13 protein-coding genes and 1 pseudogene are annotated in these 13691 nt (G+C 63.3%); 9 read left to right on the plus strand and 5 right to left on the minus strand.

The window, feature by feature from the left end; translation table 11 throughout:
• Positions 1-42: 42 nt before the first annotated feature.
• Complete coding sequence (locus G3W89_RS20080; RefSeq protein ID WP_162575838.1) at positions 43-1548, minus strand: MmgE/PrpD family protein; 1506 nt, start codon at positions 1546-1548, stop codon at positions 43-45.
• Between the two features lie 173 nt (positions 1549-1721).
• Between G3W89_RS20080 and G3W89_RS20085 the strand changes: the two genes are divergently transcribed.
• From G3W89_RS20085 to G3W89_RS20120, 8 genes are all read left to right on the plus strand, one after another.
• Positions 1722-2888: a CaiB/BaiF CoA transferase family protein gene (locus tag G3W89_RS20085; RefSeq protein WP_162575839.1), complete on the plus strand. Its 1167-nt coding sequence runs from the start codon at positions 1722-1724 to the stop codon at positions 2886-2888.
• 1 nt (position 2889) lies between these two features.
• Entirely contained in the window at positions 2890-3504 is a 615-nt protein-coding gene (locus G3W89_RS20090) for a cysteine dioxygenase (RefSeq protein ID WP_162575840.1), read from the plus strand.
• Positions 3501-4220, plus strand: coding sequence for an enoyl-CoA hydratase/isomerase family protein (locus tag G3W89_RS20095; protein WP_232076653.1), 720 nt, complete (start codon positions 3501-3503; stop codon positions 4218-4220). Before G3W89_RS20090 ends, G3W89_RS20095 begins: the two co-directional genes overlap by 4 nt.
• 41 nt (positions 4221-4261) lie before the next feature.
• On the plus strand, positions 4262-4606 hold the full coding sequence (locus G3W89_RS20100; RefSeq protein WP_162575841.1) for a carboxymuconolactone decarboxylase family protein: 345 nt from the start codon (positions 4262-4264) through the stop codon (positions 4604-4606).
• Between the two features lie 12 nt (positions 4607-4618).
• Positions 4619-5659, plus strand: coding sequence for a YeiH family protein (locus G3W89_RS20105; RefSeq protein ID WP_162575842.1), 1041 nt, complete (start codon positions 4619-4621; stop codon positions 5657-5659).
• A gap of 35 nt (positions 5660-5694) precedes the next feature.
• Positions 5695-6660 (plus strand): Bug family tripartite tricarboxylate transporter substrate binding protein, encoded by a 966-nt coding sequence (locus G3W89_RS20110; RefSeq protein WP_162575843.1) that lies wholly within the window; start codon positions 5695-5697, stop codon positions 6658-6660.
• A 1-nt stretch (position 6661) separates the two neighbouring features.
• Positions 6662-7498 (plus strand): amidohydrolase family protein, encoded by an 837-nt coding sequence (locus tag G3W89_RS20115; RefSeq protein ID WP_162575844.1) that lies wholly within the window; start codon positions 6662-6664, stop codon positions 7496-7498.
• Between the two features lie 413 nt (positions 7499-7911).
• Positions 7912-8901 carry a Bug family tripartite tricarboxylate transporter substrate binding protein gene (locus G3W89_RS20120; protein WP_162575845.1) on the plus strand — a complete coding sequence of 330 codons (990 nt, stop codon included), beginning with the start codon at positions 7912-7914 and terminating at the stop codon, positions 8899-8901.
• 256 nt (positions 8902-9157) lie between these two features.
• Here the strand turns inward: G3W89_RS20120 and G3W89_RS20125 are convergent, their stop codons facing one another.
• From G3W89_RS20125 to G3W89_RS20135, 3 genes and pseudogenes are all read right to left on the minus strand, one after another.
• Positions 9158-9988 carry a GntR family transcriptional regulator gene (locus G3W89_RS20125; RefSeq protein ID WP_162575846.1) on the minus strand — a complete coding sequence of 277 codons (831 nt, stop codon included), beginning with the start codon at positions 9986-9988 and terminating at the stop codon, positions 9158-9160.
• 208 nt (positions 9989-10196) lie between these two features.
• Complete coding sequence (locus G3W89_RS20130; RefSeq protein WP_269474979.1) at positions 10197-10898, minus strand: tripartite tricarboxylate transporter substrate-binding protein; 702 nt, start codon at positions 10896-10898, stop codon at positions 10197-10199.
• A pseudogene (locus G3W89_RS20135) lies at positions 10786-11338 on the minus strand (type IV secretion system protein); the annotation flags it as partial. The gene G3W89_RS20130 and the pseudogene G3W89_RS20135, both read right to left, overlap by 113 nt.
• A 48-nt stretch (positions 11339-11386) precedes the next feature.
• Here G3W89_RS20135 and G3W89_RS20140 point away from each other — a divergent pair.
• Positions 11387-11632, plus strand: coding sequence for a hypothetical protein (locus G3W89_RS20140; RefSeq protein ID WP_162572182.1), 246 nt, complete (start codon positions 11387-11389; stop codon positions 11630-11632).
• A gap of 431 nt (positions 11633-12063) precedes the next feature.
• Here G3W89_RS20140 and G3W89_RS20145 read toward each other — a convergent pair whose 3' ends face one another.
• On the minus strand, positions 12064-13263 hold the full coding sequence (locus G3W89_RS20145) for an IS256 family transposase (protein WP_162573099.1): 1200 nt from the start codon (positions 13261-13263) through the stop codon (positions 12064-12066).
• Between the last annotated feature and the right edge of the window lie 428 nt (positions 13264-13691).

The following is a 13691-nucleotide window of genomic DNA, read 5'->3' on the forward strand; positions in this document are numbered from 1 at the left end:
CCTTATCTTTCAATCGATTCACGATGTGTCCTGTCCAGCGCATCAGGCCGTCGTGGCCCCAGCCCCAGCCCCAGCCCCAGCCCCAGCCCCAGCCCCAGCTTCAGCTTTGAGCCTGCTGGCGCCAGATGCGGCCGCGATGCGTGCATCGCGCTGGCGCATGCCTTGGCGAACCGGCTTGAACACGGCGGGCACCAGTTCGTTCACGTCTATCATCTGTGCCACGCCGGCCAGCTTCGCATACATCGCTTCGGCGACTGCCGTCGAGACGAGGCCGAGGCAGCAGCCGCTGAACTTGCCCCAGCGCTCCACGTCATCCAGCGGATCGAATACGGTCCCTTTGGCGTGCGCTCGCTCGCGCTCAAACACGCGGCCATCCTTTAGCTGCACCTGCAGCTTGTGCGGCGGTACGATCTCGGCGTTGGATTTTTCGGCACCCGCTTCACGTGCCTTCATCTCCATGCGGGGCAGCAGGGCGCGGATGGCCGGGTCGCTGATGGACTCGGCCTCGAACTCGAGGAAGCCAAGGTTGCCACGCACCATCGCGGCAGCCATGGTGTATTCCATCGAAAATTTGGCCTCGTGCCCGGCCTTCGGGTCGTGATAAATCAGATTGCGAAAGTTGCCCATGGGCAGCGTGGCGGTGAGGCGCTCGATGTCGTCGGGCCCGAAGCCGTGTTCGGCGCGCAACTCCAGCAGACTGTCGATTACACGATGAGTGGATGCGCAGCACGGATAGCGCTTGACCATCAAGCCCTTCGTTTCGATGGCCAGCGGCAGCTTGCCGGTCTCGGCAAGCACCTCGTCGCTCCAGCCCTTCGCGTCGGGCCCGCCGCACACCTGCAGGAACCCCCACTCGCCGTCGAGGACGGCAAGACGACCTTCGTAGCCGGCTTGGGCCAACAGCGCAGCTTCGATGCCGTGCTGCGCAGCGAGGCCGGCGTGCAGCGGCTTTGCCATGCTGCCGGCCTGGCCCTTGATGCCGCCTGCAAAGCTCACGCCCAGACTCATGGCGTGGGCCATCTGCAACTTGCTCATGCAAAGCAGACGCGCGCAGGCGCCGGCCGCGGCGATGCTGCCCACGGTGACCGTCGTGTGGAAGCCCTGGTCGGCATGCGAGCGCATCAGGCCGCGGGCCAGGGCGTAGTGCAGTTCGAGGCCCACGATGTAGGCGTCGATCAGTTTGGCGCCGGACAGGCACTTCTCCTGCGCCAGCGCCAGGAGCGCGGAAACCATCACCGAGCTCGGATGGTTGATGGCGGGCAGGAAGGTGTCGTCGAGGTCGTGTACGTGCGTAGCCGTCCCGTTGGCAAGCGCCGCCCACATCGGTGGTGCGCCAGCGTCTTGGCCCATCACCGTGCTCGGGCCGGTGGCAACGCCGGCCAGCACCGGGAGAGCGCGCCGCGCAATGACAGGGCCCGGTTCCGTGACGCCGGCAATCATGCAGGCAAAGACATCAGTGATGGCATGTGTGGCGAGCAGCACGGCCTTGTCCGAATGCCGGTCGGTGGAAGTTGCGGCCCAGTGGGCAAAGGCCTCAATGGCGTTCATGACTTGTCTCCTGTCGGTGGGGTGCCAAGTACCCGGCGCTTGGTGTGGGCCTTGTGTCGAGCCTGATGGTACCCAGCGCCCCCGTCCCGGCTGCGCGGTCAACATTCTGGAACAGCGAGCTTGCGCGAGGGACCAGACCTAGACTGCAGCCCAATCCACCGACAAGGACTTTCATGACCGAGATCCACCTCGACAAGCTGCCGCTCGCCGGCGTGCGCGTCCTCGAGTTCTGCTCCATCGCCGCCGGCCCGTTCTGCGGCATGCTGCTCTCGGACATGGGGGCGGAGGTCACGAAGATCGAGCCCCCGGGCGGGGATGCGCTGCGCGCCTGGCCGCCGATCAGCGCCGGATTCAGCGAAAACTTCGCCTCACTCAACCGCAACAAGCGCTCCGTTGTGCTGGACCTGAAGAATCCTGTCGACCTTGCCACCGCGCTCGCGCTGGCATCGGAAGCGGATGTCGTTGTGGAGAACAATCGCCCCGGCGTGATGGACCGGCTCGGACTTGGCTGGCCACAGCTGACAGCGCGCAATCCCGCACTCGTCTACTGCTCGATCTCGGCTTTCGGCCAGAGCGGACCGCGCTCGCGCGAGGGCGGCTTCGACCTGACGATTCAGGCCGCAGCCGGAGTAATGAGCGTGACTGGTGATTCGGAAGCCCCTGTCAAATGCGGCGTTCCCGTGTCCGACTTCGCCTCGGGCCTGTATGGCGCATTTTCGATTTCCAGCGCGCTCGTGAAGGCGCGCGCGACTGGCATCGGCGTCCATCTCGACGTGCCGATGTTTGGCTGCACGCTGGCAATTGCTGCGTTGCAGACCAGCGAGTACTTCGGCACTGGGCGAAGCCCAGGCAAGCTCGGTTCTGCGCACCCGCGCAACGCGCCTTACGAGGCGTTCAAGGCCAGCGACGGACACATCGCCATTGCAGCGGGCAACGACAGCCTGTGGCGCTCTGTGCTTGCTGCCGTCGGCCGGCCCGAGCTGGCAGACGATCCGCGTTTTGCCTCTCCGACGCTGCGCGCGGCCAACCAGACTGCCCTCAAGGAGATTCTCGAGACGCACTTCGTGCATGAGCCAGTGGCCTATTGGATCGAAGTCTTCAACCGCGCGGGCGTGCCCCATTCGCGCATCAATACCTATGAGCAGGCATTGGCCGATCCGCAGGTGACACATATGGGCTGTGTGCAGGACCTCGAGCTGCCCGGCGGCACACGCACACGCACTTTCACGTCGCCGGTGCGGATCAACGGCCAACGCATTGCGATGCGCAGCAACCCGCCGTCGTTGGGTGAGCATACGGCTCAAGTGCGGGATGCCTTGCTGATCCGGCAGAGGGACTGAGATGCAACGAACCCTCGCGAATACCGAAGCCACCCCGTGCACATCCGATGGAAAAATTGCGAAGCTGCGCAGCTTCATTGAGGGCATGGAGGCCGTGCTCCAAACATCGCGTGATGCCATCGAAACGATGAATGGCGTGTCCACGCTTCTCAGCAAGCTGATCGCGAACGACGATTGGCTGCCAGCGCCATTTGCGATGCCGCATCCAGAGTTCTACCAGCAATATTTGCTGCATGCCGATCCGGCAGGGCGATTCAGCGTGGTGAGCTTCGTATGGGGACCGGGCCAGAAGACACCTGTCCACGATCACTGCGTCTGGGGCGTGATCGGAATGCTGCGCGGCGGGGAAGTGTCTCAGGGGTTTCGCATAATCGACGGCAGTCTCAGGCCAAACGCTTCGCTAGAGCGGTTGGCCCAAGGTGATACCGCGCGTGTATCGCCCGAGACCGGGGACATTCACCAGGTCGCCAATGCATTTGCCGATCGCGTTTCGATCAGCATTCATGTATACGGAACCGACATTGGCCAGCAGCGCCGCCATCTGTTCGATCCAGCGACGGGCGCCGCAAAGGATTTCATCTCCGGTTACTCCAACATGCCGAGGAGTGACGGGTGAGCGATGCGGAAGTGATGCTTTCATGGCAGGCGGGAGTGGGCACCCTGACGCTCAACAGGCCAGCCAACGCCAATGCCGTTTCGGCATCCATCGTGAGCGGGATCAACAACGCGCTCGACGAGGCAGGCGCACGCAAGGCGCGGGCGCTTGTGATCGAAGGTGCGGGGCACAACTTCTGCGCCGGCTTCGATCTGTCTGGCCTCGACGCGGAGACCGACGACAGCCTTCTGGCCCGCTTCGTTCGCGTCGAACTGATGCTGCAGCGCGTAGCCGAAGCACCTTTTCTCACAGTGGCGAAAGCTCAGGGTCGCATCATGGGCGTAGGTGCCGATCTGTTCGCCGCATGTTCGTTGCGGCTGCTGGATGGCATGCCGACTCTGGCCTTCCCGGGATTCAGGGGCTTTGGCATTGTGCTCGGAAGGGAGCGGCTCAAGAGTCTGGTCGATCCCGGGCTTGCACAGCGCTGGCTCGAGCAAGCCAGCGCAATTTCGGCGGAGGAAGCGCTGAACTCAGGCTTGGCCATGGCGTTGCTTGACGATCACCGACATGCGCTGACGACAGCCATAGAACTGGCGCTCGAGAACTTCACAGCACGCCGGACCAATGCCGCAGGCGACCTCGACGAGTTGGTTCGTTCGGCCGCCGTCCCTGGCCTCAAATCACGCATCGCTGCTTACATCGCTACCACGGTGGCGCTGCGCCGGCAGGCAGCCTGAGCACCCTTTCTCAACCACCTCTTAGAAAGAGAGACTTGCCCATGTTCATGAACTGGACCGACTTGCTTGGCACACTCAAGCGCTCGTACACACGCCTCGGGAACACCAATCCGAAGATGCTGGACGCCTACCGCGGGCTCACCGCCGCGCAGGGTTCCAACGGGGCACTGGACGCCAAGACGCGCGAGTTGATCGCTATGGCTGTAGCTGTCACGACTCGCTGCGATGGCTGCATATCGTCGCACGCAGCAGCTGCGGCCAAGGCCGGTGCGACCGAAGCCGAAATGAGCGATGCGCTGGGCGTTGCAATCGCCTTGAACGCGGGTGCGGCCTACGTGTACTCGCTGCGCGCGTTGGAAGCCTTCCAGGAGCTCAAGACCGCCTGAGGCCAGCGTCCAATGCATGCCCTTCTCTTGCGCGCCGGCCGCCACCCATGGTGTGAGTGCTTTCTGCGCCTCTGGCCGGGCAGCGCCTTGGCGCTGGTCGTCATGCTGGCAGCGACATTCATCTCCGAACATTATGGTGGCCCGCAGCTGCTCTACGCCCTATTCTTCGGGCTAGCGTTCCATTTCCTCTATGACAACGCGCGCTGCCGGCCCGGCATCGACTGGTGTACTCGCTTTGTGCTGCGCGCCGGCGTAGCGCTGCTGGGCGCAAGCATGACGGCCGGCCAAATCGGGGCGCTCGGCATCGGCCCACTAGCCGTCGCTACCGGCGGCGTCGCCAGCACCGTGTTGCTGGGTGCCTGGTTGGCCCGGCGGTTTGGCGCTGGCACGGACTTCGGCCTCCTGTGCGCCTCGGCCGTTTCGATCTGTGGCGCATCGGCGGCCCTGGCCGTATCGGCCGTCATGCCCAAGGGGCCGGGAAGCGAGCGGCAGACGTTGCTCGCGGTCGTGGGTGTGACCAGCCTGTCGACGCTGGCGATGATCCTCTACCCGGGCATCGCGCGCCTGCTAGGGCTGAGCGATGTGGCGGCCGGTATCTTTCTGGGAGGCACGATTCACGACGTTGCGCAGGTCGTCGGCGCAGGTCTGATGATCTCGCACACGGCCGCCGACACGGCCGTCCTCGTAAAGCTGTTTCGCGTCGCACTGCTAGTGCCTCTGGTTGCCGGCCTCGCTTGGTACTGGCGCCGTCGCGCCCACCGCGCCGGTGAGACCGGTGCGCTGCCTGGTGCGCGCAGCGCCCTGGTCCCGGCCTTTCTGCTTGCCTTTATCGCACTGGTCCTCGTCAACAGTGCGGGACTGCTGCCGTCGGCGCTGGGCGAGGTCATGAGCCTGGCCTCTCGCTTCTGCCTCGTGTTGGCAATTGCGGCGCTCGGCATAAAGACATCGTTCGAGGAACTTGTCAAGCTGGGCTGGCACCCTTTGGCGCTGCTGCTCATCGACACCTTGTGGCTGGCGCTGATATTCCTAGGCTATCTGCTGCTGCGGCACTGACCGTCCATACCTCAAAAATCGAAGGAGACACCAGCATGCATTCCGTCAAGAAGACTATCCGCACGGCCATTGGCATTTCTGTGCTCGCCGCATCGCTGGCAGCGAATGCGGGATGGCCCGACAAGCCAGTCCGCTTCATCGTTCCATACCCGCCGGGCGGCGCTGCCGACCTGGTCACTCGCCTCATGGCGCAAAAGCTGTCTGCAGACTGGGGCCAACCAGTGGTCGTGGAGAACAAGCCAGGCGCGGATACGCAGATCGGCGCCGAGTACGTTGCCAAGTCTGCACCCGACGGCTACACAATTGGCAGCTTCGCACCCGCCATCGTGGTCAACAGGTTCCTCTTTCCTAATGCAAACTACGACTTGAACCGCGACCTGCAACCCGTCGCTGGCGTCTACAGCACGCCCGCTGCACTGGTGGTCAGCGCTTCGTCGGAAGCCAAGACGCTGAAAGACTTTGTCGCAATGGCCAGGCGCAAGCCCGATGGCTTGACCTTCGCGACGGCGTCGAGCAGCGGCTATATCGGCATTGAATCGTTCAACCGCGCGGCCGGCATCAAGGCTCGGCAGATACCATACAAGGGCAGTGTTTCCTCGATAAGCGCAGTGGTGACGGGTGAGGTCACTTACACGATGGACACGATTCCCAACGTGCAGCAGCTTGTGAATTCTGGCCGACTTCGGATGCTCGGCGTGACAAGCAAGGAGCGCTTGCCCGACATGCCCGACATGCCGGTTGTAGGCGAAGCGGCGCCTGGGTTCGACTTCACCGGCTGGATCATCCTGATCGCGCCGGCGGCAACTCCCTCCGATGTCGTCGCGAAGATCAACAGTTCGATGCTCAAGGCCCTGGCCTTGCCCGAGGTAAAAGCCAAACTTGAATCGTTAGGCAGCATGCCGCTTGCGCTTACGCCCGAGACATTGCGGGCGCTGTTGAAATCGGAGATCGCGAAATATGGCGACGTTATCGCTACTTCCGATTTCACCGGAAGGAACTGAAGTGGCACTCGACATTCTGGACGCGCAGGCCCACATCTTCATGACGATCGGGATGGACCAAGCGCTCGCTTGTATGGATGCACTCGGCATCAACTCTGTGCTGATCGACGAGGTCTGGACGATCGAACCGGACGGACACAGCACGCCCTGCGCCCTTCTGCCCGGCGGCATAAAGCGGCCCCTAAGCCCGATGGCCGAAGCAGCATCGCTCAAGTACCCTGGGCGCTTTGCCTACGTCCAACGTCTGGACCGGCGTGACCCAGACCTTGCAGCATTGTTTGTCACGCTCGCGGCCTCGCCGGGGTGCCGTTCGGTGCGAATCGACCTGCGCCTTCCCGAGGAGCGCGAAGTGTTCAAGGCAGGCGGCTTCGACGAACTGCTCAAGCTCGCCGAACATCACGGCCTGCCCGTAAGCGTGCTGGGCCGCGACGTAGGCATGACACTGGCCGGCACCGTCACGCGCCTGGGAGGTGTGCGCTTCATCATCGACCACTGCGGCTCCACGCGCTCGCCCCAACAATGGGAAGACATCCTCGCGCTCGGCAGGCACGAGAACATCTGGATGAAGTGGAGCGCGGCGCAGCATACCTGGGGCGGCGAATACCCATTCCCGGAAATCCAGCGGCAATTCTGCCGGGCCGTGGATGCTTTCGGCATCGACCACCTGATGTGGGCTACCGACTTCACGCAGAACCAGACGGGCAACTGCTGGGCTGATCTGCTGTACTACCTGCGCGATAGCGACATCATGTCGGCCACGGACAAGGAGTGGTTCTTCGCGCGATCTGCGCGCACCTTGCTAGAGTGGCCGTCGCTTGCTCCCCCGCAGGCGCCCTGACGCTGCTTCTGACGACCCGTGCGGGTCGCTGCGGCGCGCTGACATCGGTCTTCACAGCTGGGCGTGCCGCGGCCGCGCTTGGTTTGCCGCGCGTCACCACCCGCGACCTCCCCCTCCAGCCGGGCGTCATGCAGTGCCGTTTGCTCAGTTGTGCGCCCAGAGAAATCCATGCCGTTCCGGCAATGCCGCGCATGCCTCAAGCAAGAAGCTGCTGTTCGGACAGCGTATCGTCAACGTGATCGATACCCACGCGATGGCCAATCCAGACGCATGAGCAGGTGCGCAGATCGTTCAGATGATGCAGAAGTGTGCCAGGCACTTGCATGCCTAGACAGCCCGTTCACAGTGATGGAACGCTCGGCGCTGGCTTACCCAGTTCCTACCATAAGGTCCAATACAAGGAGACAGACATCATGCGCTTCCGTGCCTTCTTCGCCGGCGTTGGCATCACATTTTTTGCAACCGCGCCGCTACTGCACGCGGAGCAGGCATGGCCCAGCAAGCCTATCCGGGTGATCGTCGGCTATTCGGCCGGCGGCAATGCCGATATTTATGCGCGCCAGCTCGGCGAACACATGTCGAGGACCTTGGGCCAACCCGTTGTCATCGAGAACAAGCCGGGCGCAACCGGGGTGCTCGCCACAAAGTATGTGGCTGAATCGAAGCCCGATGGCTATACCCTGCTATTCGCATCCAACAGCAGCCTGTCTGCGATGCCGGCGCTGCGGGCAGCCACAGGCGGCTCGTTGGGCTACCGGGTGCCTGAAGATTTCACCTTCATCGGGCTGGCATTCGAAGCGCCAGCCGGCATCTTCGTTCACGGTGACTCCAAGATCAACAACGCCGTTGACTTGATTGCCGCATCAAAAACCGGCGATGTGAAGATCGGCTTGCCTGGCGCAGGCGGCGCGTCGGAACTGATCATGGAGGTGATTAACGCCCGCACGGGTTCGAAGCTCATCGGCGTTCCATATCAGGGCGTAAACAACGCGCTGACGGACATCGTGTCCGGGCGTGTGGATGGATTCCTCGGCAACTTCGGAACGCTCAAACCGATGATCGACAGCGGCAAGCTCAAGCTGGTTGTGCTGTTCTCCGATCGCCGCAGCCCGACCTACCCAGATATCAAGACCTTCAAAGAACAAGGCATTGACATCGTGGGCACAGGGCTGTTTGGCATGGTCGCGCCGGCCGGAATGCCCGTTGGCATCGTGAAGAAGATATCGGCTGCCATGTCGCTCGCCATCAAGGATCCGGCCGTGGCTGCCAGCGTGATTGCCACCGGCGTAGACGTCAAGGACTTGCCGGGCGATGGTTTCAGAGACTACGTGATCAACGAGATGCGTTGGTACGCCCAGGGAATCAAGTCGGTGCCGGGCATCGAAAAACGTTTGGCGCCCTGACTTGCTGAGAGCGCGGATTTCATTCAGCGGATGTCATTCAGATTTTCAAGAGCTACCGACATGCGGTCTTGCGCAGTCCGCCCGCCGTATTGCTTCTGCTCCTTGGGCAGATTTCCGGCTCAATGTCCGAGCCGCATCTATGGCCGCGACGGCGTCTCGATCAATCCGTCCACCATGGCCGGCTGGGTAGGCCAGAGCGGAAAGCTGCTCGACCTGTCTTGGCAGTGCTGGCAAAGTGAACCGGCTCGCTCCGACGTTACTTTGAGGCGTGCTTTTTGGGGCGTCTTGCCCGTGACTGGGAAACCCCGTCGTGCACGAACTGTCCTGCAGATAGAGTGTTCATCGCCTGCCCTGGCACTTCCATCAGCAGGCGCGTGCGCTCAGGCACCACGTGAACGGTGATGTACTCGACTGGCCGGTCCTGCGGATCGTGCAGCAGCCTCGACACCCTCAGCAGAGGCGATCCGACCTCTGTCTCGAGTTGCTGTGCCAACTGAGGGCTCGCAGCCTCCGCGTTGACCTCCTGGATCACGCGGCCAAAGACCATGCCGTGGGCCAACAGTAGTTCGTAAAGGGGATGCTTCTTCAGGGCAGCCGCTGTAATCTTCGCCCCGAAGCGCTCGGGCACCCACGCGTCTGTGATCATCACCGGAATGCGGTCCAGAATGCGTAGCCGCACCGCGTGGAACGCCGAATCAGCTTCAGAAAGCTGCAGCATCCTTGCAATCGCTGGAGGAGCAGGCTGGTGTGCGACATCCAGGACGCGCACATCGGTTTCACCCGCCGCCCGCCGCAGTTCGTCGAGCATCGTAAGCGTGGCATTCGGGCGCGGAAGGTCGATACCGCCGTTCACGAACGTGCCCACGCCGTGCTTGCGAACAACAAGCCCATCAGCAGCAAGGTCCGTCAGGGCACGCCGCACTGTGATGCGGGATACATTGAACTGGGCGCTCAGTGAGTCCTCAGTAGGCAGCGCGCTTCCTACCGGCCAAGTCCTGTTGAGGATGTTGGCGCGAAGGGACATATAGAGCTGTCGGTGGAGCGACATGCCCGGTGTGCGAAGAAGTTTGGGCGATGCTGGGGTCATGGTGTGCACGATGGTCTGGTCAGCATAGCGGACTTGGGCTTGAACATGCAGCGCCGCAATGCACAGCGGCCGTGCCCCTGCCCTCTTTCGCTCAATTGACTGAAATCTTTGCCGGGCCCATCACCTCGCGCCATTGGCGCAACTCAGTTGCAAGATAGCGGGTGAACTCAGCCAAAGACGTGGTCATGGCCTCTGCGCCGGCGAGGCGCTAGCTGGTGACGACCGTGGGATCCTTGCTCGCGTCGCGCAGCGAGTCGTTCAGTCGATCAATGATCGCCCGTGGGGTGCGCTTGGGCACCACGACGCCGTTCCAACCCGTGACCTCATAGCCTGGCACCCCCTGCTCGGCGAGCGTGGGCAGATCCGGCAACGCCACCGCTCGCTGGGCGCCGGTCGTGGCCAGCAGCCATAGGCGCCCGCTTTTGACGTGCGGCAACGCGGCGGCGCCACTGTACATCATGAGGGTAGTCTGCCCACCAATAACCACATTAAGCCCGGCCGGCGAGCCGTTATGGGGAATGTGGTTTAACCGGATGCCGGTGCGCACCTGCAAGAGTTCCATGCCCAGATGAACGGTGATGCCGACCCCGCCGGACGCATAGTCGATCTGATTGGGTTGCAACTTGGCCATCGCCACGAGTTGCTTCACGTCCTTAGCCCCATCGGGTTGGCTGCGCTTGACATCCTGGGCTCCAATAATGCCGCTCGCACCTGCACGGTTGTTAACGAACACAGTCTGGTTCAAGGATTTGCCCATGGCAGCAGCGAAGGTTCGGGCCGCGGTATCGGCACTCTGGCCCGGCGGAAACGCGCTCGCCGACTGCCCCGGCGCCACTGCGCGCGAAGTTGGCCAGGCCAGCCCCGGCAGCGCGCAGCCCGCTGCCTCCCGAGGCCGCAACACCGGCTTCATAAGCCGAGCGCGCGCCGCCGGCGAGCGTGCTGGCCGAGCGGCCTGCGGCCGCCGCACCGCCGATTGCGCTGCGCGCCGCGCCTGCGGCCGCAACGGCTGCGCCACCGGCAACCGCGAGCCCTGCTCCGCCACCCGGCGTCCCGGCCGCTGCGCCGGCACTAAAGCTGCGGCGCGCTGGACACCAATCCGGTGGCGATACCCGGCCCGAAGATGACCAAGACGAACAGCGCGAGCGAGGCAAGCATGATGGTCAGCGTGTGGTCGATGCTCGGCTCCGTGCCGGGCGGCGCAGTGAACTCGCCGAACAGACCCGTGCCGATGCCGACGATCACGGCTGGCACCAGCACCTTGATGCCCGACGAGACCACGTTGCCCAGCACCCGCTCGGCAAGGAACGACGTCTTGTTCAACAGCGCGAAGGGCGCCAGCACGAAGCTCGAACGGCGCCACGATGTTGGAACGTACGTAAGTGAGGACGTCCAGGCGAGTTGCCCGGCCCCTACCCGAGCTTCGTGGAAGATTTGAGGCTGTCGCATAGCGAAGCACAGGTGCAGGGCATCGGACTGGCAACGGAAACAGTTCCCGCGGAAATCGGGCGGATGCACAACGTGGCAGTCGACAGAAAGGCCGTCCACGCGCAGAGGTTGCGGCACGTCGGCGAGATGCCTTTGATGCTGACCGACGCCTGGGTAGCTGAGCGGATTGGCGCCGGGCTGACGCTTGCCGCGCTGTAGAAATGCGCCCTGTACGAACTGCTGATGGAGAACGGACTGCAGTTCGGCCGGGTCGTGCAGGACATCGCGCAGAAGCGGCAGGGCCGCAGCGAGGCCACTACCCGAAGACCTCAATCGGTGCGCCGCTGCTCAGGCTGAGCCACCAGCTTCATGACCAGAGGGGCGATCCAGTGCAATACATCACCGCGTACGTCTCGCCCCAGCGCACGCGGGTCTTGATGGACATTCCCGGCGAGGCGATGAACACCTTGGCCGGCGGGAAATTTGTGCACGACGGGGTGTATAGGCTGAGCCGACCTCCACCACCAGGCGCTGATCGGCGCTTCGCGTTCACCACGCTTATCAAAGCGGACATGGCTCACGCTTCAAACGGTCGCGTCCCATCCCGTGGTGTAGCTCCACAGCCCGGAGAAGGCTGAGCTGCACGGTACTCAGCGTGCCACTGCGGACAGCCGAGTGGGCGCAGTATCGCTCAGCGTCTGCAAGCCCTCCAACTGCATATAGCGCCGGTTGAGCGACCACTCGTCGTTCTGCTCGAGCATCATGGCGCCGACGAGCCGGGTGATCGAGGCGTCGTTGGGGAAGATGCCCACGACGTTCGTGCGACGCTTGATCTCGGCGTTCAGCCGTTCCAGAGGATTCGTGCTGTAGATCTGCGTCCAGTGCGCCCGCGGGAAGGTCATGAAGGCCAGCACATCGTTCTCCGCTTCGTCCATCAAGGTGCCGAGCTTGGGGAACTTGTCTCGGAGCTGGTCGGCCACCGACCTCCATTGGGCTCGCGCAGCATCGGCGGAGTCCTGCACGAACACCGTGCCGATGGCGGCCGAGACCATGCGCCGCTGCGTCTTGCCGGCATGCGCCAGAGCGTTGCGCATGAAGTGCACCCGGCAACGCTGCCAGGTGGCCTTCAGGACCTTCGCAGCCGCCGCCTTGATGCCTTCGTGGCTGTCGCTGATCACGAGCTTCACACCGCGAAGACCTCGACGGTTCAGGCTGCGCAGGAACTCGGTCCAGAAGGGCTCGGCTTCCGACGCACCGACCTTCAAACCCAGCACTTCACGCTGGCCGTCGGTATTCACGCCCACGGCCACTATCACCGCCACGCTCACGATGCGGCCGGCCTCGCGCGTCTTCACGTAGGTGGCGTCGATCCACAGGTAGGGCCAGTCGCCCTCGATCTGCCGTCCCAGGAAGGCGTTGACGCGCTCATCGAGCTCGCCGCACAGTCGGCTGACCTGGCTCTTGGAGACGCCGCTCATGCCCAGCGACTTGACCAGGTCGTCTACCGAGCGGGTGGAGATGCCCTGAACGTAGGCTTCCTGGATGACGGCGGTGAGCGCCTTCTCGGCGGTGCGCCGAGGCTCCAGGAACTCGGGGAAGTAGCTGCCTTGGCGTAGCTTGGGGATCTTCAGTTCGACGCTGCCCGCACGGGTATCCCAGGTGCGCTCGCGGTAGCCGTTGCGGCTGTTGAGCCGTTCGGCGGGATTCTTCTCGTCGTAGGCAGCGCCGCAGCGGCCTTCGACATCGAGCTCCATCAGGCGCTGGGCCATGAACTGCACCATCTGGCGCAGGACGTCGACATCAGCTCCCTTCTCGGCGAGCTCGGCTAATGCCATAGTGGCGGTGGTCATTGTGATTTCCTTTATGGACAGGTTTGGTGGGTCGCACCTCAAACTTATCCGGACTTCACGATGGCCACCCCCGAAGGGAGCGGTCGCTGCGCGGCAAGCCGCTCCGGGCTACGCCCTACGCGCCTTGCCGCGCAGCGAGTGAAAGAAGACTTACACCACTTCCCGGGACATCAACCTTCAAACTGTTGTTCACGTACCGGCAGCTGCTATCGGGCAGATCGTGGATGCAGATTATTGGATGGTGTGCAAGGTCCTGCGTGACCTCGTGAAAAAAGAGGAATGGGCGTCGCAGCCTGCGAAAATCGAGCCAGCGCCGCTTGAGTGGCCTTGCTGCTTTTCAGCCGTTTGCCATAGCGCGTTTGGGGACCGGCGCGGAAAAAATCCGCGCGGCTTTGCGCCAGCCTGCATCACTGTACCGGTGCGCAGCG

The sequence above is a fragment of the Variovorax sp. PBL-H6 genome, assembly GCF_901827155.1.
Classification (GTDB): domain Bacteria; phylum Pseudomonadota; class Gammaproteobacteria; order Burkholderiales; family Burkholderiaceae_C; genus Variovorax.

Excerpts from the sequence above, each read along its gene's own strand:
- G3W89_RS20085 (WP_162575839.1), top strand. The coding sequence starts at position 1,722 with ATGACCGAGATCCACCTCGACAAGCTGCCGCTCGCCGGCGTGCGCGTC.
- G3W89_RS20110 (WP_162575843.1), top strand. The coding sequence starts at position 5,695 with ATGCATTCCGTCAAGAAGACTATCCGCACGGCCATTGGCATTTCTGTG.
- G3W89_RS20100 (WP_162575841.1), top strand. The coding sequence starts at position 4,262 with ATGTTCATGAACTGGACCGACTTGCTTGGCACACTCAAGCGCTCGTAC.
- G3W89_RS20105 (WP_162575842.1), top strand. The coding sequence starts at position 4,619 with ATGCATGCCCTTCTCTTGCGCGCCGGCCGCCACCCATGGTGTGAGTGC.
- G3W89_RS20120 (WP_162575845.1), top strand. The coding sequence starts at position 7,912 with ATGCGCTTCCGTGCCTTCTTCGCCGGCGTTGGCATCACATTTTTTGCA.
- G3W89_RS20125 (WP_162575846.1), bottom strand. The coding sequence starts at position 9,988 with ATGACCCCAGCATCGCCCAAACTTCTTCGCACACCGGGCATGTCGCTC.
- G3W89_RS20145 (WP_162573099.1), bottom strand. The coding sequence starts at position 13,263 with ATGACCACCGCCACTATGGCATTAGCCGAGCTCGCCGAGAAGGGAGCT.
- G3W89_RS20080 (WP_162575838.1), bottom strand. The coding sequence starts at position 1,548 with ATGAACGCCATTGAGGCCTTTGCCCACTGGGCCGCAACTTCCACCGAC.
- G3W89_RS20090 (WP_162575840.1), top strand. The coding sequence starts at position 2,890 with ATGCAACGAACCCTCGCGAATACCGAAGCCACCCCGTGCACATCCGAT.
- G3W89_RS20130 (WP_269474979.1), bottom strand. The coding sequence starts at position 10,898 with ATGAAGCCGGTGTTGCGGCCTCGGGAGGCAGCGGGCTGCGCGCTGCCG.